The organism is Paenibacillus sp. J22R3, from assembly GCF_056269305.1.
On record NZ_JBWDNS010000001.1, the window covers coordinates 493,696 to 511,984 of the forward strand.

Annotated in this window: 18 protein-coding genes; 11 read left to right on the forward strand and 7 right to left on the reverse strand. The window is 49.3% G+C overall.

The features are described from left to right. Positions 1-52 precede the first annotated feature (52 nt). The 7 genes from AC0YN4_RS02240 to AC0YN4_RS02270 form a co-directional block, all read right to left on the reverse strand. Positions 53-883 (reverse strand): alpha/beta hydrolase, encoded by an 831-nt coding sequence (locus AC0YN4_RS02240; protein ID WP_475780831.1) that lies wholly within the window; start codon positions 881-883, stop codon positions 53-55. Positions 884-1,124: 241 nt separating this feature from the next. After that, positions 1,125-1,799 carry a Crp/Fnr family transcriptional regulator gene (locus tag AC0YN4_RS02245; protein WP_475835008.1) on the reverse strand — a complete coding sequence of 225 codons (675 nt, stop codon included), beginning with the start codon at positions 1,797-1,799 and terminating at the stop codon, positions 1,125-1,127. Between the two features lie 31 nt (positions 1,800-1,830). Further along, entirely contained in the window at positions 1,831-3,549 is a 1,719-nt protein-coding gene (locus AC0YN4_RS02250) for a sensor histidine kinase (protein ID WP_475780833.1), read from the reverse strand. Beyond that, positions 3,546-4,373 (reverse strand): response regulator transcription factor, encoded by an 828-nt coding sequence (locus AC0YN4_RS02255; RefSeq protein ID WP_475835009.1) that lies wholly within the window; start codon positions 4,371-4,373, stop codon positions 3,546-3,548. Before AC0YN4_RS02255 ends, AC0YN4_RS02250 begins: the two co-directional genes overlap by 4 nt. Next, positions 4,339-5,463 carry a peptide-methionine (R)-S-oxide reductase MsrB gene (gene msrB, locus AC0YN4_RS02260; protein WP_475780835.1) on the reverse strand — a complete coding sequence of 375 codons (1,125 nt, stop codon included), beginning with the start codon at positions 5,461-5,463 and terminating at the stop codon, positions 4,339-4,341. Before msrB ends, AC0YN4_RS02255 begins: the two co-directional genes overlap by 35 nt. Before the next feature lie 34 nt (positions 5,464-5,497). After that, entirely contained in the window at positions 5,498-6,043 is a 546-nt protein-coding gene (locus AC0YN4_RS02265; protein ID WP_475780836.1) for a TlpA family protein disulfide reductase, read from the reverse strand. A 39-nt stretch (positions 6,044-6,082) separates the two neighbouring features. Further along, positions 6,083-6,796 carry a cytochrome c biogenesis CcdA family protein gene (locus AC0YN4_RS02270; protein ID WP_475780837.1) on the reverse strand — a complete coding sequence of 238 codons (714 nt, stop codon included), beginning with the start codon at positions 6,794-6,796 and terminating at the stop codon, positions 6,083-6,085. A gap of 277 nt (positions 6,797-7,073) precedes the next feature. Here AC0YN4_RS02270 and AC0YN4_RS02275 point away from each other — a divergent pair, with 277 nt between their 5' ends. From AC0YN4_RS02275 to AC0YN4_RS02325, 11 genes are all read left to right on the forward strand, one after another. Beyond that, positions 7,074-8,069, forward strand: coding sequence for a sugar phosphate isomerase/epimerase family protein (locus tag AC0YN4_RS02275; protein ID WP_475780838.1), 996 nt, complete (start codon positions 7,074-7,076; stop codon positions 8,067-8,069). An 11-nt stretch (positions 8,070-8,080) separates the two neighbouring features. Then, the gene (locus tag AC0YN4_RS02280; RefSeq protein WP_475780839.1) at positions 8,081-8,863 is read left to right on the forward strand and encodes an SDR family NAD(P)-dependent oxidoreductase; all 783 of its coding nucleotides are present in this window, start codon (positions 8,081-8,083) and stop codon (positions 8,861-8,863) included. 24 nt (positions 8,864-8,887) lie between these two features. Next, entirely contained in the window at positions 8,888-10,876 is a 1,989-nt protein-coding gene (locus tag AC0YN4_RS02285) for a YjhG/YagF family D-xylonate dehydratase (protein ID WP_475835010.1), read from the forward strand. Positions 10,877-10,894: 18 nt separating this feature from the next. Then, the gene (locus AC0YN4_RS02290) at positions 10,895-11,668 is read left to right on the forward strand and encodes an SDR family NAD(P)-dependent oxidoreductase (protein ID WP_475780841.1); all 774 of its coding nucleotides are present in this window, start codon (positions 10,895-10,897) and stop codon (positions 11,666-11,668) included. Positions 11,669-11,988: 320 nt separating this feature from the next. Next, on the forward strand, positions 11,989-12,894 hold the full coding sequence (locus tag AC0YN4_RS02295; RefSeq protein WP_475835011.1) for a M15 family metallopeptidase: 906 nt from the start codon (positions 11,989-11,991) through the stop codon (positions 12,892-12,894). Between the two features lie 149 nt (positions 12,895-13,043). Beyond that, positions 13,044-14,177, forward strand: coding sequence for a copper amine oxidase N-terminal domain-containing protein (locus AC0YN4_RS02300; protein WP_475835012.1), 1,134 nt, complete (start codon positions 13,044-13,046; stop codon positions 14,175-14,177). Positions 14,178-14,343: 166 nt separating this feature from the next. Further along, on the forward strand, positions 14,344-15,009 hold the full coding sequence (locus AC0YN4_RS02305) for a copper resistance CopC family protein (RefSeq protein ID WP_475835013.1): 666 nt from the start codon (positions 14,344-14,346) through the stop codon (positions 15,007-15,009). A gap of 79 nt (positions 15,010-15,088) precedes the next feature. Continuing rightward, complete coding sequence (locus AC0YN4_RS02310) at positions 15,089-15,436, forward strand: VOC family protein (RefSeq protein ID WP_475835014.1); 348 nt, start codon at positions 15,089-15,091, stop codon at positions 15,434-15,436. 93 nt (positions 15,437-15,529) lie between these two features. Continuing rightward, on the forward strand, positions 15,530-15,871 hold the full coding sequence (locus AC0YN4_RS02315) for a hypothetical protein (protein WP_475780846.1): 342 nt from the start codon (positions 15,530-15,532) through the stop codon (positions 15,869-15,871). Positions 15,872-16,055: 184 nt separating this feature from the next. After that, positions 16,056-17,066, forward strand: a complete 1,011-nt coding sequence (locus tag AC0YN4_RS02320; RefSeq protein ID WP_475835015.1) for a lysylphosphatidylglycerol synthase domain-containing protein — start codon at positions 16,056-16,058, stop codon at positions 17,064-17,066. After that, positions 17,053-18,264: a glycosyltransferase family 4 protein gene (locus tag AC0YN4_RS02325; RefSeq protein ID WP_475780848.1), complete on the forward strand. Its 1,212-nt coding sequence runs from the start codon at positions 17,053-17,055 to the stop codon at positions 18,262-18,264. The genes AC0YN4_RS02320 and AC0YN4_RS02325 overlap by 14 nt, the downstream gene beginning before the upstream one ends. Positions 18,265-18,289 lie beyond the last annotated feature (25 nt).

An 18,289-nucleotide genomic window follows, 5' to 3' on the forward strand; every position in this document is an offset into this window, starting at 1 on the left:
AAGAGTAAAGGGAGCAATTAGCCGAGTTCGGCATTGCTCCCTTTGTCATCCTTTAACGCAATTGAGCCGGTTCCCAGTTCATAATATAATCGGCAACTTCTTTATAGCCCTTCTCGGCAATAATCCAATGAGACCGTTTGGGGAACTCTACAAAATGTGTAGTGGCTCCGGATTGTTGATTATAGAGCTGAAAGTTCTTCTGTACCATGGCAGCAGGCACGATATGATCTTCCTCACCTGCAATGATCAGGAGCGGCCCTCGCTTGCCGTTCTTGAAGTTTACCGTTAGCGGGCTCCCGGAATTGAAGGAAGCAAATGCGCTTTGGAAAAAGATCCTGCTTGTTTCGGGGACGGCATAGTTGAATGCTTCTTTTTGCTCTTTTAAAGACAATGTATTTACGAAAGCAAATTGGAATTGCTCGAACGATAACTTCACGGTTTTTCGCCAAGGCTTGAGAAGGATGGACGCTACTGACTTGGATGCCGTCTTATAAGCGCCAGGGTTGATTCCTTTAGTAGCAGCAGGGTCAATTGCGATGCCGGCAGCTCCTAAGTTGCGGTCCATAAGAATCTGAGTGATTAAACCACCGAAGGAATGTCCAATAAGGATAGGTTTCTCCGGCAATGCCTGAATAATTCGCACATAATGGTCAACGACTTCCTTCAGGCCAAGCTTGTTAAGCGCTTTGGAAGGATTATTCCGAAGTTCATCGATACTCCGTTCATGGTGCGGCCATGCGGGAGCGATCGTCTCATATCCTTGCTCGATAAAGTAGTTACGCATTGGTGACCAGCTATCCGGTGTCATAAAAGCACCGTGAATAAATAGAATAACCGGTTTCTTCGTTTGTTTTGAATTGGCCTGCATAGCAACGTTGTTCATGTATGATTGCCCCTTTCGTTTAATGAAGTTGTTTGGTTGATAGTTATGATAATAACAGGGCTGCATGAAACGATCCGTAACTTTGTCACATAACGATAAACAACTCAAAAAACCACCTCTAAGAGGTGGTTATTTAGTTATCGGACATGCTGAAAACCGCACGGGGTCCGAGGCTTATGGTCGGTATCCTGGGCACATTTATGCCAAATAACGACTGTGGCAACCGTTAGAGTTGAAGTCGCTACAATTCGATATAGCTTTCGAGGGCGCTTCGATTGGTAATGATGATTTTCCCTCTCGAGAGTTTAATGATTTCTTCCTTCTCAAGTAACTTTAACGACCTGCTGATTACTTCGCGGGCCGATCCCAGCTCAACAGATATGATGTCATGCGTAATATGCAGAGTATCGGAATTACCGGCTTTCTCCGCCATTTGAATAAGAAATTCGGCAATTCTACCACGGATGGATTTGAAATGGATGCTGTCCAGAAGATTGGACATGATGACTATTCGATTGGCGAAGGATTTAAAGATAAAACGACGGAATGACTTATATCGATCTGTCCAGTCTCGAAAAATCTCAGCAGGAATCGCCAGCACTAAACCTGTTGTTTCTACGCAAGCGGAAGCTTCATATTCACCTTCGCCTAGAATGCTTGTGGTCATTAATGGACAGCATTCTCCGCTATGAATTCTATATAAAGTGATTTCCCGACCCCCGGCGCTTATTTTATACATTCTGACTGTACCCTCTAGAATCATCATTGCATACTCTAGGATTTGTCCTTCTTCAATAATATAATTAGGCTCCATTTGCAGCACTGTGATGCCATCCTGATTCCAATCCTGTTCAGTGATCTCTGCTAAGCTTGGGAATAATGAAATTATTAGAGATAAATGTTCGGATACAATCAAGCGTGTCACCCCCGTAAGAACTTCGAATGTACTAAGGAATAAAGATCCTGACTGTTGTACCTTCGCCAGGGCGGGAGTGCAGTGTGATCCCGTATTGTTGGCCGTAATAAAGCTTCAAACGCTCGTCCACGTTATTGATGCCGACACCGCCTAATTTGGGCAAGGACAGAGTGGACTCCTCCTTGATGGCCTTCGCGCGGATGTCGGGATCGAAACCAACGCCATCATCTTTTACGACGAATTGCACGTTCCCATCGTCGCTCGGCAGGCATGTAACAAGCAAAAGTCCTGGACCTTCTTTTTCCCGGATGCCATGATAGATGGCGTTCTCTACAAGAGGCTGCAAAATAATCTTCGGAATGACTTTGGCAGACAAATCCGGATCGAAATGAAGTTGATAATTCAGTTTATCTCCATAACGTTCCTTCTGAATGAATAAATATTGGGCGACGTGGTTCATTTCATTCTCCACCGTCGTGAATTCGCTGCCACCGCTTAAGGAAAGCTGAAAGAATCTGGCCAGCGCCTTTGTCGTTGAGATGACGCGCTCACTCTCATTAAATTCTGCCATCCATACGATTGTATCCAATGTATTGTATAGAAAATGTGGATTAATCTGACTATGCAGCACGCTCAATTCGTACCTGTGCAGTGTCTTTTCCTTCGTTTCGATGTCTTGCATCAGCCGGCGCATCTCCGTTACCATCGAATTGAAATGCTGCGCAAGCCCCTGTACCTCCGTTGCACCTGTTTCTGACACACTGACTTCCAGCGTTCCCGACTTTACCTTTTGCATCGCCTGCTCGAGACGACGAATCGGTCTGGTGATGCTTTTGGCTAAGAAAGGGGATACAAGTATGATGAGCAGCAGCAAGCCCAGTCCCACTAAGAAGAACGAGCGGAGCAGTTGATTCCGCACTTGCTGAAGACCGTCTAGAGAGCTGACGCCAACGAGTGTCCAATCGGAATTTCGCAGCTTCGTTTGATTGACCCAGCGGTTGTCCGACGGTTGATAGCCCTGCTTGGACATGCTGATCATCCGTAATTGATCCTGCTTGGCAGTGTCCGTGAAGTAAGAGGGATCATTGTGATACACGATGCCGCCATTGCTGTTAATGATAAAAGCAAACCCTGTACGGCCCAGATCCAAGTCGTTCATATAATTTTCGATGCCTTTGTACTCAATATCAAGCAGCACGACACCGAGATTACGATGATTTGCATCCCTGATTTCTTGACTCATGGAGATGACCCAGTTATTCTTGTCCATCGAAAACTTCTGCATGCGCGCGGAAGTAAGTACCGGGTTCGTGCTGTTGATCGCGGCAACATACCAGGGTTCATTCATCATATTGGAAGAACGAATCATGTTTAATTTGGTCTCATTGGACAGCACATAACCATCCTTGCCGATGACAACGACGGATTTGATGTTAGGATCGGATAAGAGGGCAAGATGGATGAGCTGGAGCTCGACCTGTTCACCTTCCTTGGTCGGGGAAGAGAGCGTTTGAATCGTTTGAGGATTCTGAGCCAGCATGGTTGTCAACACTTTCAACCGGTCGATATACATCTCCACTAAACTGCCGCTCTTAGAAATCGCCGAATTGGCAGATTGGATCGACTCGTTCATGACCGCGCGGGATATTCCGACATATAGCACAGTGCCGATTATTCCGATCGTGAACACGCTGATCAGCATATAAATCCACGAAATTCGGAATTGCAGAGAACGGGGAATCAGTTTCACGAGTGTTTGATCCTTTCCCGATATTGAATGGGGGAGAGCCCGAATTTCTTCTTGAATGCGGCGCTATAATAGTTCGGGTTATCGAAGCCTAATGAGGTGGAGATCTCATAAATCTTCATGTCCGAAGTGAGAAGCTGCAGCTTGGAGCGCTCTAAGCGAATACCCAATAAGTAATCCTGGAAGGATACATTAAACAGTCGCTTAAATAAAACACTCATATAACCAGCGCTAAACCCGACCTGATTCGCCAAAGCAGCAAGCGAGAAATCCGGGTTTGCCACATTATCTTCAATGATTTGAGTAATTGATGCCTTATGCCCCGAATCGTCCGGCAATTGAAGTGTCGATTTGTACTCGCTGACAACCTGCTGAAGTTCGGACAACTGCTGTTCTTGTTGAAGCTTCTCGACTAATTTGCGCAGCACTTCATACACGTCGGTTCTGGAGACCGGCTTGAGCACGTAATCGTCTACGCCGATTTTGAGCGCGGTAACCGCATATTCGTAATAATCATAGCCTGTAATGACGGCGATCTTCGCTGCAGGCTTGATTTCCTTCGCTTTGCGTGCGAACTCTAAGCCATTCATCTTCGGAATATTAATATCCAGCAGTACAAGATCGGGACGATGGGCGAGGAAGAGCTTAAGCCCTTCTTCGCCATTATCCGCTTCTATGATTTCCGTAATATTGAACTCCTCAAAAGGCAGCAGTCGTTTGATTCCGTTCCTTACTAATTCTTCGTCTTCGACGATTAGCAGCTTATACATCGATTCAATCCCCTTGAACTTGTTATTCGACTGTGGAACGGAGGTAGCCGTAGCCATCCTTCTCCATATCGTCTAGCGGAACAAATCGGATGGAAGCACTGTCGATGCAATATCGTTTCCCGGTAGATGCCTTAGGACCGTCGTCGAATACATGCCCCAGATGGATATTGCCGACCCGGCTCCTCACTTCTGTACGTACCATATTATAACTCTTGTCTTCGTGGTAGGTCACTACATCCGGATCGAGCGGCTTCGTGAAGCTAGGCCATCCGCAGCCTGCATCATATTTGTCGCGGCTCGAGAATAAGGGTTCTCCCGTAGTCACATCAACATAGATGCCCGCGTCAAAGGTATTCCAATATTCATTGGAGTAAGCTGCCTCCGTTTCGTCTAGAACGGCTACTTTGTACTGAATATCCGTTAATGTCTGTTTGAGTTGCTCGTTGCTGGGCCGGGAGTATAAGGATGGATCGACTTTGACCGGCTCATCTAGAATCGTAAGATCGACATGGCAGTAACCATCCGGATTTTTCTCCAAATAATCTTGATGATAGTCTTCCGCCAAATAGTAATTAGTTAAAGGCTTTACCTCGGTTACGATCTTCTTCGTGTATTTCTTCTGTTCCTTCGCTACAACCGCGTTAATGACGGACAGATCGCTATCGTGGCTATAATAAATCCCCGTTCTGTAATTGATGCCCACATCGTTCCCTTGTTTATTCACGCTGGTCGGATTAATGACCTTAAAGAAATCGGTCAGCAGATCGGATAGCGGAAGGCGATCCGGATCATACTTCACCTCGGCTGTTTCCGCGTAACCACGGTCACCTTGAACAACATCTTCATAAGTCGGATTGTTCCCTGTCCCATTGGCATACCCGACGGTTACATCTTGAACACCGTAAATACGCGATATATAAGCTTCAATTCCCCAGAAACAGCCGCCGGCCAAATAAATCGTTTGCAGCTTGCTTTGCGAATAGTCAACCTTATCGTTCGGGTTCGGCGAACGCGTCGTAGTTGGTTCTGTAGAGGCGTCTGTGATGGCGCCTAGAGATTCGCCTGTTGTATTGGTGGGTATTTGGCTTCCGCAAGCCGTTACAACTAACAATAAGAGCAAGGATACTGCGCTTATTAATCTTTTCAAAACAATCCCTCCCGGCTAAGAATACAGTTTGCGACTAAGAAATTAATTTGAACGTGCTGGTGATCACATCATTCGAGTTTTGTCCCGGTGCCTTCTTGACCAGAATTCCGTCTGATCCAATGTAAAGGGAGGTCGGGTAGCCGCGTACTCCGAATTCCTTGGCCCATTTGCCGCCTTCATCCAACAGGACGGTTACATGGTTAGCCGTGTTTTCCGCTTGCAAGCCCTTGAACCACTCTGTAAAATCACTCGCGGATTGCTCGCCGTTGTAATCCGGACTAACGATCGTAATCACCTTGAAGTCATTCGTTTGACCCGCTAATGTGTTCAATTCGTCCATGCCTGCGAGACAGATCGGGCACCAAGAAGCCCAATATTTCACATAGACCTTCTGGCCGGCTAGACCGGCTAGCGTGACTTGATTCCCATCGAGATCTTTCAGATCAAATTTCGGTGCGGCTGAGCCTTTGTTTATCGCGGTCGATGCTGATTGGTCAGCATTCGTATTGCCGCAAGCTGCCAGCAGAAACAGCAGGATGAACAGGGGAATGACATGCAGCGACCTGGTTGTTGGTTTCATTATGATAAACCTCCTTGTATAGCAACTCTTGAGCGACGATTAACTAAACCACGCCGTAATCATATTCAGCTTATTCGTCATAAGCAGAATTCCCATGACGATAAGCAGCAGGCCGGATACGACTTTCAGCTTCGGCAGATGCTTATTGAAGGCACGTAATCGTCCGATTAACAGATCCGAGAACAGGGAAAGGATAATAAACGGAATCGATAAACCAAGTGCGTACACGAGCATGTAACCTCCGCCTTGAAGGGCGGACCCTTCGCTGGCCGATAAACTGAGCACCGCCGCGAGAATAGGGCCAATACATGGCGTCCAGCCAAAGCTGAATGTGAAGCCAAGCAGGAAAGCGGAAGCGAAGCCCATTTGTCCTCTCCATGCTACAGCGAGCTTCTTCTCACGCTGCAAGAAGAGTAACGTAATGATCCCCGTCTGGAATACTCCGAATACAATCACGATGATCCCGCATACATGTGTGAACCAACTGGTATTAATGACATGCCCAAGACTTCCCGCTCCGAAACCAAGCAGCACGAACACGAAGGATATCCCGAGCGTGAAAAATAAGGTATTCCCAATTAGGGATGGATGGAAACGCAGCCTTCCGATCCGGACAACTTTCGTTGCACTTCCCGGTGCAGTACCGCCGAGATTGGCTAAATACACGGGCAGCATAGGCAGTATGCAGGGAGAGAAGAAGGATAATATTCCGGCGACAAACACGCTGCCAATGAACACTTGCAAATTCAACACCGGGACCACCTCCTTGTTGGTACCATTGTACGAGTTTCAAATCTGAAAAGGTATACACTCTGATGATGAGAATCTGTGAAATGATCATGTATATAATCGAAGGCGATTCTTGCTAAACAAGCGAACAGAAAATTATAGGCACTCGTGTTATATCGACAGACTTTTCAGTTGTAAAGTGAAATATTGGAAAAGCATTAATGATGCTGCACCTGTTCAGTAGTTGCCTATTAATGACTGCTAATCCGCGGTGTGACAGCGGAATAAGGAGGGAAACGAGATGAGATTCGGACTTACCGCGTATGGCACGGTATTTCATATGGGGCTGCATGCCGGGTCTAATCGGGTCCGTATTACGGCTCGAGACCAAATCGACATGGCTGAAGCGTATGGCCTTCAAGGCGTTGAAATTCCGTTAGACGTGCTTTCACAGAGCGACCCAGGAGAAGTTGCAACTTATGCCGGTAAGAAAGGTATGTTCGTGAATGTCGCCACTGGGGGCTTCGAACCCACGTCACTCATGAAAGCGCTTCACCTATCGAAGATGGCGGGCGCGCTTACGCTTCGTACCGTTGTAGGCGGGGCTAAGATCGGCGGTGATCGCCGTCATATGGCAGGAAGCTGGCAGCCTTTTCTGAAGCAGGTCTTAAGTGCGTTTCAAGAAGCCGTGGAAGTCGCCGAAACGATCGGCGTCAACCTGACGGTGGAGAACCATCAGGATTTGGCATCCGAGGAATTACTATGGCTCTGTGACACGATTGACTCCGAGCGTTTCGGCATTACGCTGGACACCGGCAATCCGCTTGCGACAGCCGAGCATCCCGCAGACTTCTTCCGAAGCGTGGCGCCGTATGTCAAGAACGCACACTTGAAGGATTATAAGATTTACGGGTCGGATGAGGGATACAGGCTCGTGCGCTGTCCGATCGGACAAGGCGTCATTGATTTTCCGGACCTCTTTGCGCTGTTGAGCGAACGGAACCCGGACGTAACGATGTCCGTGGAACACGGTGCGCTGGAAGCCCGGCTTGTGCGAGTGCTTCGGGAGGATTATTGGACCGAGTACCCGCCCCGCACGGCGAGGCAGCTATCCAGGCTGCTGCGTTTCGTTGAAGATCGGGCCAGACAGAAGGGCGATTGGAGAACGCCATTCGAGCAGGCTCAGTCGCCGGATGATATTGCCAAGTACGAGTTGGAAGAGATGGACGTCGCGATGGCATACCTCTCCAAACATATCCGCGAGCATGAGAAACGCTCTGAATCTGCAATCAAATAGGAGGGATCCCTATGCATGCGACAGGATTTCAAGGGAGAAATGCGTTGGTTACCGGTTCCAGCCGAGGACTTGGCAAGCAATACGCGCTCGACTTAGCCCGTGCCGGCGCTAATGTGATCATCCATGACATTCGGGACAGCTCAGCGGCTGAATTCAATGAAGCGGCGTCAGGCCATGCGGTTGCCGAAGAAATCAGACAGCTGGGTGTCAAGTCGGCATTCTTTGCGGCTGATCTGGCGGACCCGCAGCAAGCGGAACGACTGATTGCAAGCACAATTAACGAGCTGGGCTCTTTGGATATTCTCGTGAATAACGCAGGTGGCGATATCGGCTTAAACAATCCTCGCCCGGATCCGAATGATGCGCTGGATATATCCATCGACGATATTCGTTCGGTTGTTGAACGCAATCTGTTATCCACGATGTATACCTGTAAGTTTGCAGGTACTTATATGCGGAACAGAAGATCCGGCAAAATCGTGAATGTGGGCTCCATTGCAGGGCATGTTCCGGTAACGAACGGAATTATTTATGCAGCAGCCAAAACGGGTATATCTTCTTATACGAGAAGCTTGGCGGAGCAATTGCGTCCGTACGATGTGAATGTGAACTGCATTTCTCCCGCTCCAACCTATACCGGCAGATTCCTTGCAACGCGGACTGTACATAGCGAAGAAGGGAGATCGCGCTTACAGCGCATCGCTCAGCCCGAGGATATGTCTAATATTGTCCTGTTTCTATGTGGTTCTGCATCGGATGCCTTGTCCGGCGAAACGATCGTATGCTGGAAATAATGAAGCTGAGGGTGAAATTGAACGATGACCGAAGCAATCCGTTTTATCATGGGGTCAGAGAAGCCGAGCAACTACAACATCTTTACGCACGCAGCCGGTCCGGAGGGCAAGCTGCCGCTCACTTCCGAGATGCTGATGAATCTTCCGAGCGGGGATCTATTCGGCATGAGCCAAAATGTCGGCATGGGTTGGAAACCGGAGCGGCTTCTCGGCAAGCAAGTTCTTATTCTTAGCACGCAGGGTGGCGTCCGGGGCGAAGACGGCACACCTATCGCTCTTGGCTATCATACCGGTCATTGGGAAGTCGGTCTTCTCGTCAAAGAAGCGGCACTTGAAGTGTCCGCACTCGGCGGAGTTCCTTTTGCCGCGTATGTCAGCGATCCCTGCGACGGACGTTCGCAAGGGACTACCGGAATGTTCGACTCGCTGCCTTACCGTAACGATGCGGCTATGGTGTACCGGCGGTTGATCCGGTCGCTTCCGACTAGGAGCGGCGTAATTGGGATAGGAACCTGTGACAAAGGACTGCCCGCCATGATGATTGCCTTAGCCGCAATGCACGATCTACCCGCGATCATAGTTCCGGGCGGCGTCACGCTGCCTCCGACAGCCGGTGAAGATGCGGCTAAAATCCAAACCATGGGGACACGTTTCGCGCATGGACAAATTTCGCTCGACGAAGCGGCCGATCTCGGCTGCCGGGTATGCGCTACGCCGGGAGGCGGCTGCCAGTTTCTCGGCACCGCCGCCTCAGCTCAAGTTGTCGCCGAAGCGCTTGGCATGTCACTCATGCATTCGGCACTCGCGCCTTCCGGCCAGCCGATATGGAGCGATATGGCCCGTCAATCCGCGAGGGCCGTTCAATGGATGCATGCGAACGGAATGACCATGCGTGATATATTGACGGATGCTGCCTTTGAGAATGCTATGGCTGTTCATGCGGCCTTCGGCGGATCCACGAATTTGCTGCTGCATATTCCGGCTATCGCCTATGCGGCTTCATGCCGTATGCCCGATGTTGCGGATTGGACACGCGTGAACAAGGCAGTTCCGCGTCTTGTGAGCGTGCTGCCGAACGGACCTGAATATCATCCTACTATTCGTGTGTTTATGGCCGGAGGTGTCCCGGAGGTCATGCTGCATCTTCGTAAACTCGGTCTGCTCCAATTGAAAGTAAAGACCGTCTCAGGCGAGTCCCTTGATGCTCTCTTGGATTGGTGGGAGGATTCCGAGCGGCGCCATAACGTACGCAAACGGCTGCAAGAAATCGACGGCATTGACCCGGATCAGGTGATTATGAACCCGCAACGAGCTTCAAGCAGGGGACTGACATCGACGGTAACTTTTCCAATCGGCAATCTTGCTCCTGAAGGATCCGTCATTAAGTCCACTTCTATCGATCCCGACGTTGTCGGCGAAGACGGCGTGTACCGCCATGTCGGTCAGGCAAAGGTGTTTACATCCGAGAAAGAAGCCGTAAAGGCGATCAAGCTCGGTCAGATTCATGCAGGCGATGTAATCGTGCTAATGGGCGGTGGTCCATCCGGAACGGGGATGGAGGAGACCTACCAATTAACATCCGCATTAAAGCATCTTCCGTTCGGCAAACGTGTGACATTACTCACGGATGCTCGTTTCTCCGGTGTTTCAACCGGGGCTTGCATCGGACACATTAGTCCCGAAGCATTGGCCGGAGGGCCGCTGGGCAAAGTGCGAAACGGCGATTGGATTGATGTTTACATTGATCGCAATAAGTTGGAAGGCAGCATTCATTTCATAGGTCAGGGCGAAGAGCGTTTCAGCCCGGAGGCCGGTGCTGTCGTATTGGCTGCTCGCCCTCTTCATCCAAACCTTGCTCCAAACCCATCATTGCCGGACGATACCCGGCTATGGGCGGCGCTTCAGGCTGCAAGCGGAGGTACCTGGAGGGGAAGCATTTATGATGTGGATCGAATTGTCGAAACATTGCAAGCGGGAATGGAAGCATTGCGATTAACCAGAGCTAAGCAATAGACCGGAGGCTGAATATTCATGGGTAAACCTCGTCTGGAAGGCAAAGTGATCGTAGTAACAGGCGGAACGAGAGGAATCGGCAAAGGAATCGCTCGCATGTGCGCGGCTGAAGGTGCTTCAGTGGTGATTACCGGGAGGAACGAGCAGGATGGAAGTCAGGTTGTCTCCCAGATGGTTGAGGAATTCGGCACGAAAGCGCTGTTTATCCGGAAGGATATTAGCAGCGAGGCGGCTTGCCGCGAATTGATCGAGGAAACCGTCGCATATTTCGGACGCATCGATGGCCTGGTCAATAATGCGGGAATTTTCCCGAGAAGTACGATACTGGAAACGACGGAGGAGCTATTCGATTCGATCTTCGCTGTCAACGTGAAAGGAGCTTTCTTCTGCTCGAAATATGCCATATCGGAGATGCAGAAGACAGGCGGCGGTTCAATCGTTCAAATCGGTTCCACGAACGGATTTCGTGGCTCGCAGGATCTTGTCGCGTATGCATGCTCAAAAGGCGCACTGCGGACGCTTAACCGCAATATCGGGGTCCATTATGCCAGGGATGGCATTCGCTCGAACTGGGTGACCGTTGGCTGGGTCGCATCCGAAGGGGAAGTGGAGCTGCATGCGAAAATGGGCTATTCGGTCGATCAGCTCAACGAATGGGCGGCAACCCGCGTACCCAGCGGGCGCATGCAGACGACGGAGGATATGGCCTATGGCGTGGTTTATCTGCTATCGGACGAATCCAATCAGGTAACCGGAACGGAGCTCTCCATTGCCGGCGGCCTCGGTATTTAACTAAATGCTGTAGAACAATAGGTAGGCAGCCGACGAAGTGTTCGGCTGCCTACTGGCGTTAATTGTATAGAGGCTCAATAATTTCAATGACCGTTCGACACCAAGGCCATGCCGATAGGAGCGTTTTCGAATGTCATCGAGAACAGCTCTTGCTCTGAGATTTGTAATGGTTTAGACACGGGAGGTGCTAAATCCTTTCAGTGTCGACGACAATCGGGGAGAAGCCTCTTTTTTTATGAATATTTAAGTATTTCACTTACTTAATCTTTAAATGTTTTCTTTAACCTAGTGAAAGAGAGATTAGGAGGAGGAAACAAGAAATGAGAAACTGGCTTTTTATGCTTGCAGTGTTAGTGTTGCTGGGGACAATCTACGTGCGATTCCAATCCGATGGAGAGACCAAACTACCGGTTGAACAAACTGCGCAAGGGGGGGACTCGAATGAAACACCAATCTCGCATACCTCGGATAATAGCCTGCCGATCAACGAATTGACGTTCCAAGTCGAGCTTGACCAGGTACATAAGGGAAACCTGCTTCTCGTGAATGAGGAAATTGCTGTACCCCCTAACCGTGCAGACGCCAAAGCGGTTAACTTATTTAAGCATAAGGAGTTGTTGGATGGATTTGGTTTACTGGACAACACGATTAGGTTATCACCTGAGCTGACTAAAAAGTTCACTACGATGATCAAGCACGCCGCCTCTGACAAAGTCAAAAACTTTCTGATTAGCAGCGGTTACCGCAGTGACGAGGAGCAGCAAGCGCTTTACGATCAGCTGGGTCCGGAAATTGCAGCGGTTCCGGGACATAGCGAGCATAGCTTGGGACTTGCGTTAGACATCGGTTCGACTACAGCGCAGATGAAAGACGCTCCTGAAGGGATATGGCTGAAGCAGAATGCGTGGAAATACGGGTTCATCGTTCGGTATCCGGAAGATAAAACGGAAATTACAGGCGTCATTCATGAGCCTTGGCATATTCGGTACGTCGGGCTTCCGCACAGCGCAATCATGCAAGAAAATCATTGGGCGTTCGAAGAATATCTGGAACACTTGAAAGAACGCAAATCGATAACAACCGTCGTAGAGGGAAAAACATATATCGTTTATTATTTTCCGGTAGCTTCGAACACGACGCTTCACGTGCCCGTGATCGGCAACTACGAAATATCAGGCAACAATACAGACGGCGTTATCGTGACCGTATTCGATATCGTGAACTAGAGCAAAAGCTTGAGAAATCAAGCTTTTTTCTATTTGGCAGGGAAATGTCTAGAAATTATTGTTAAATAGTTACGGTAGTTATGCTGAAACCTTTTGAATAATCATTGCGTCTAGAACGTACATCCCGGTAGAAAGGAAGAATATAATTGATGAATAGAAAATCTATCATGTTGTCTAGTCTTGTTTTCGCAACTGTCATTTCGACAGGCATTGCGCCATTCGCACACGGAGCAGAAAGTAAGCCGACTAATGCTGCTGCTTCTTCTGCTGTAACCTTCAAAATTAATGATGTTAATTATAGCAATAACACAGGTAAGCATAGTCTTCCGGCAGCACCTTTCATTGCAAATGGAAGTACGATGGTTCCGGTTAGAGCAGCTGCTGATTCTCTTGGTGCATCAATCGGCTGGAATGACAAGAATCAGATGATCACATTGTCAGGAGAAGGCTTTGGCGCGATTACATTCACAATGAATTCTACCTATGCGGTGAATGCGAAGGGAGAGAAAATCAAGCTTCCTGAGCAAGTCCGCCAGACAAAAGGCACTGTGTTCGTTCCTGCGCGTTCGCTCGCTGCACTTATGGGCGTCCGTCTACAATGGGAACCCGCAGCACACAAGATTACGCTAACCAACCAGAAGCAAACCCCAATCCGTATAGACTTCAATTATCAATTTACTAAGGATATGGAAGGATGGAAGGGGGGCTTTGCCGATATGCCGGTTGATTATGATAAAGAGATTTATGAACTGGATTATGCCCATAAATTGCTTCCCATCGACAAGAATACGGCTAATTATGGCTTGAAGCTCTCGGGACATAATCGCAGCGATGATTTGTTTATGTATCTATCCAAAGGAATCAGCGGCTTCAAAGCCAATACTTCGTATCAAGTTAATTTGAAGTTTGCCATGTACACGGAGGCGGGCGGAGGAATGAGCGGTATTGGCGGCTCTCCTGCTGAATCTGTATTTCTGAAGGCCGGTATTCTGGCGAACGAACCTTTATCGGTTCAAACCTCTTCTCCGGGGTCGGAATATTACCGAATGAACGTGGACATCGGCAGCCAAGGAGCCGGTGGCAAAGATGTTAAAGTAATTGGCAATGCTGCTAAGCCTGATGCTGGGAAGGATGGCTATCAACGCGTTGAGTTTGATTACAGCGCCAAGGTGACGGCTAACGCCAAGGGCGAAATTTATATTCTTATCGGAGCGGATTCAGGATTCGAAGGATTGACTACCCTTTACTTTGATGATGTTAAAGTAACCGCTCAAGCTTCTTAGTCTGATACCTTTATACAAACTTTACGGCAGCCGGCTAACATATCCGGCTGCCGTTTGCTCATTATGGGAGAATCAAGATTCATTCTATAGCCCGAAAGAGTCATCTCAAGAGAATGCTGACATGGTACAATTGTTAGGACCTCATTCTCAAGAAGGAGATACATAGATGAATAAATATTTGGCATTATGCTTCATACTGTTCGCGGTTCTTATACTCCCGCAAACCGTATCAGCCCATACGGATTTGAAAGATTCAACCCCGGCAAGCGGAGAGACAGTAGCCGCTCTACTTAGTGAGATCACATTATCTTTTGCAACTGAGATTGAACCTGTAGTCGTCCTTCAGGTTACGGATGCTTCGAATAATGAAATTCCTCTCAAGGCTGAAGCCGGGAAGAATAATGTAACAGGTGTATTCGATGCCCCTCTGACGGACGGAACCTACAAGGTCAATTGGCGAATTATTGGGGAAGACGGACACAATATTAAAGGCGAATATTCGTTCACGGTCGCATTGCCGGCAGAATCTGCTCCGGTTCAAGGCAATACGGCGACACCTGAGATTGCGCCTGATTCAGGTACCGCAGGAACCACGAACTCGCAAGTGAATACGCAAACGGAACCAAATGAATCATCTGAAACTACAAACACGTCAGAGAGTGTCAATTCGTCGAATGCTGCCACGCAAACCGCAGAGAATGCTTTACCTGAAGAAGGTATACAAGCAGCTGCCAATGATCAGAGCAACAAGAACAAAACCGTGACGGTTGTAGTTGCGGTAGGATGCCTTGTCTTGTTATTTTTCTTGTTTAGAGCTGTTATGAAAAAATAAACGCGTAGCCTGCCGGTAGAATAATTGACGAAGGTGTAATCGGCTAGTTACGAATAAGAACAGACAGGAGTCAGATACGATGATTAAAGGTGTCGGAGGCATATTTTGGAGAACCAACAATCTTGAGGCTGTGAAAAAATGGTACGGCGATGTGCTGAAGCTTGACATATCGGAATGGAATGGGACGATGATAAAGCCTGAATCAGCCAATGAAACGATCTTGTCTTTCTTTACCGCAGAAGACCATTATTTTCCGACCGAACAACAAGTGATGTTGAATTTCCAAGTACATAGTCTAGACGAGACTCTTGCGCATCTTGCACATCTTGGTGTACCTCTTGCCAAGAAACCAGAGAGCAGCGAATATGGAAAGTTCGTATGGATTGCAGATCCTGAGGGCCGACTGATTGAGCTTTGGGAGAAATAATTAGGCTTGACCACTTGGTTCAAGTCCGAAAGGCGATGGTTAAGGTAAAGGAAACGGGGGGATTCAACCCCCAGAACGAAGAGGTGAATGACGATGAATGTTATCATGATTATCGTTGGTGTCACGGTATTCTTGCTTGTAGCCGTCCTAATCATTCGCATGAACCGCTGGAAAACCGTTCTGACCGCACCGGGCAATCAAGCGGAGGAAATACAAGATAAGCATGCCTATTTACACGGACGCGGTATCCGCTCCCGCATCCGCGAGCTGGAAGGTTCGTCGGCTTCTACCGGCATAGTCGCCGGCACGATGCACACAAGAGGGCATGTTCCAGCCATGAAATTGCAGGTCCATAAGGATGATGTCCAGCGGGCCAAGGAAGCGTTAATGGATTATACGCATGTGCTTCATACCTCACATTCTCCATTAGTATAGAACAGCAGGCAGATTTGAAATGAACTTCCTTACAAAATGGTTGAGCCACGTAGGCTCAGCCATTTTGCGTTGTACCATCTTTCCATAAAATTCATGCTAATCTCAAATGCGGTTGACACTGCGCAAACAGTTCTGTTCTACCATTGAAGGATGGTTTCTACCCTGGCCGGGAGGTGGTTGAGAGATGGCGGTGCTTCGAAGGCTTGCGCCGACGGCACTCAAGCTCGCGCTTGCGGGAATCATCGTCTTCTTCGTCTTGCGGAACGTGCCGCTGAAGCTCGCTGACATCGAGTCGTTCTTGGCGCATGCAAGCTTGCGATTTTATTCGTCCATGGCCGTATTTGCATTCTTCCTCATGCTGCAAGCAGGTATCTGGGTGTTGATCGTGAACGCGGCAGGCGAGAAATCCGGCAAGCAAAGGAACGGCGTCAAATTGCCGCTGCTGGACGGATTGCGGATCTTCATCGACTCGCAGTTCGGTAAATACCTCCCCGGCGGTTTCTGGAATTATGCGGGACGTGTCGTACTTGCTTCGCGTGCAGGTGTACCGATGAACGCGCAGCTCGCTGCCATTATCTATGAGAACGTGCTTCTCGTATCCGCGGCGCTATGCTACGCACTGATTCTGCTGGTTAGCTTAGACATTGCTCCGGCTGTATGCATATTCGGCGTGCTATTGCTGTTTGCGTTGGCATACGTCTATTACGACAAAGGATCGGCGGCGATTCGTACGCTGTTCGTTCAAGTATCACGGTGGAAGCTTCTGAGGCGAATCTTTGCTCGGCTGTCGCGACTACGTGGAACGGAATCAATCGCGGGAACTGAAGAAGCGGGGTTGTCGAGGAACCGTTTTTTTGGCTGCTTAGCGTGTTTCCTCGGTAGTCATTTCATTATGGGTATAGCATTTTGGATGCTGACAAACAGCTTCGAGCGAGGGCATATCGGCTTGTGGTACGCCGCTGGTACCTTTGCGACATCTTGGCTGCTCGGCTTGTTTAGTCCTCTGCCTGGCGGGCTTGGGGTACGCGAAGGTTTCCTGGTGTATTTCTTATCGCTCAAGCTTGGCGCCGAAACGGCGTTATATATATCCGTGATCGCCCGCTTATGGAACATCATGGCGGAGGTGCTGTTCTGGGCGGTAGTGAGAGCGATCGGCTATTTGACGAGAAAGGTGAGGACCTATGACGAAGCGTAGAAAAATCGTTCTCGTAACGGGCGTGTTTCCGCCGGGCATTGGCGGCATGCAGAACTATTACTATAACTTGTCCATGCATAGCAAGCACAAGATGACCGTTGTCGCACCTGAATATCCGGGGAGCGACACGTTCGATCAAGAGCTTCCTTTCCGAATTCATCGCGGTTCGTTCTTGCAAGAGGAGCGAGTCAACCTAACCAGCTGGGGGCGTTTGTTCCGCCAGGTACGCAGGACGCTGCGCAGCGAAGAACCGGACGTGACGTTGTACGGGTACGTGCTAATCGGATTTATCGGTCTGCTGTTCCGGGTATTCGGCGGACGTCGCTACGTTATTTCCACACATGGGATGGATATGCTCATGTTTCGGCGATTTGTGGGATTGAACGCGATCGTGAAGCTGATCTTGCGCAACGCTGACGGCGTATTGACGAACAGTCAGTTTACGAAGAAGCTGGTGGAAGACTATGGCGTCGACCCGCGGCGAATTGGCATCGTTAACCCCGGAGTCGAGCGCGTGTTCGAGAAACAGCCCATCGATCATGATCTCGTGAGCGAGCATGGACTTGAAGGGAAATACGTGCTGTTATCGGTCGGACGTTTGGTTACTCGCAAAGGCCATGATCGAGTGATTCAAGCCATGCCGTCCATACTGGAACGTATGCCAAACGCGGTGTACCTGATCGTCGGCGACGGTCCGGATCGTCAACGGCTGGAACAGCTTGCTCAGTCGTATGGGGTTGCGGACGAAGTACTGTTCGCGGGCAGCGTGAGTGGAAGCGAGCGTCTAAATGCGTATTACAATCTGTCGCACCAATTCATTATGGTTAGCCGAGAGCTGGAGAAGGGTGATGCGGAAGGCTTCGGAATCGTATATTTGGAGGCGGCTTCGGCGGGCCTGCCGGTCATCGCCGGTCGTTCCGGCGGCGCGTCGGAGGCGGTGCTGGACGGTGTGACCGGGCTGCTCGTCGATCCGCAATCAACGGATGAAATCGCCGAGCGCGTCGTTCGTCTGGCGAAGGATACCAAGCTTCGTGAACGTTTGGTGCGTGACGGCTACAACAGAGCCAAGTCGGAGTTCCAACACGAGGTGCTGGGCGAGAAGTTTGATCGCTACATCGTAAGGATTTGTGCGCTCCCCGCACCATCAATGGCGCGTATACGGTTGATGAGAGAGTCCGCTCGGGAGAATGCAAGGTAGGAAAGTTTCTGCGGAGTCACAAGTA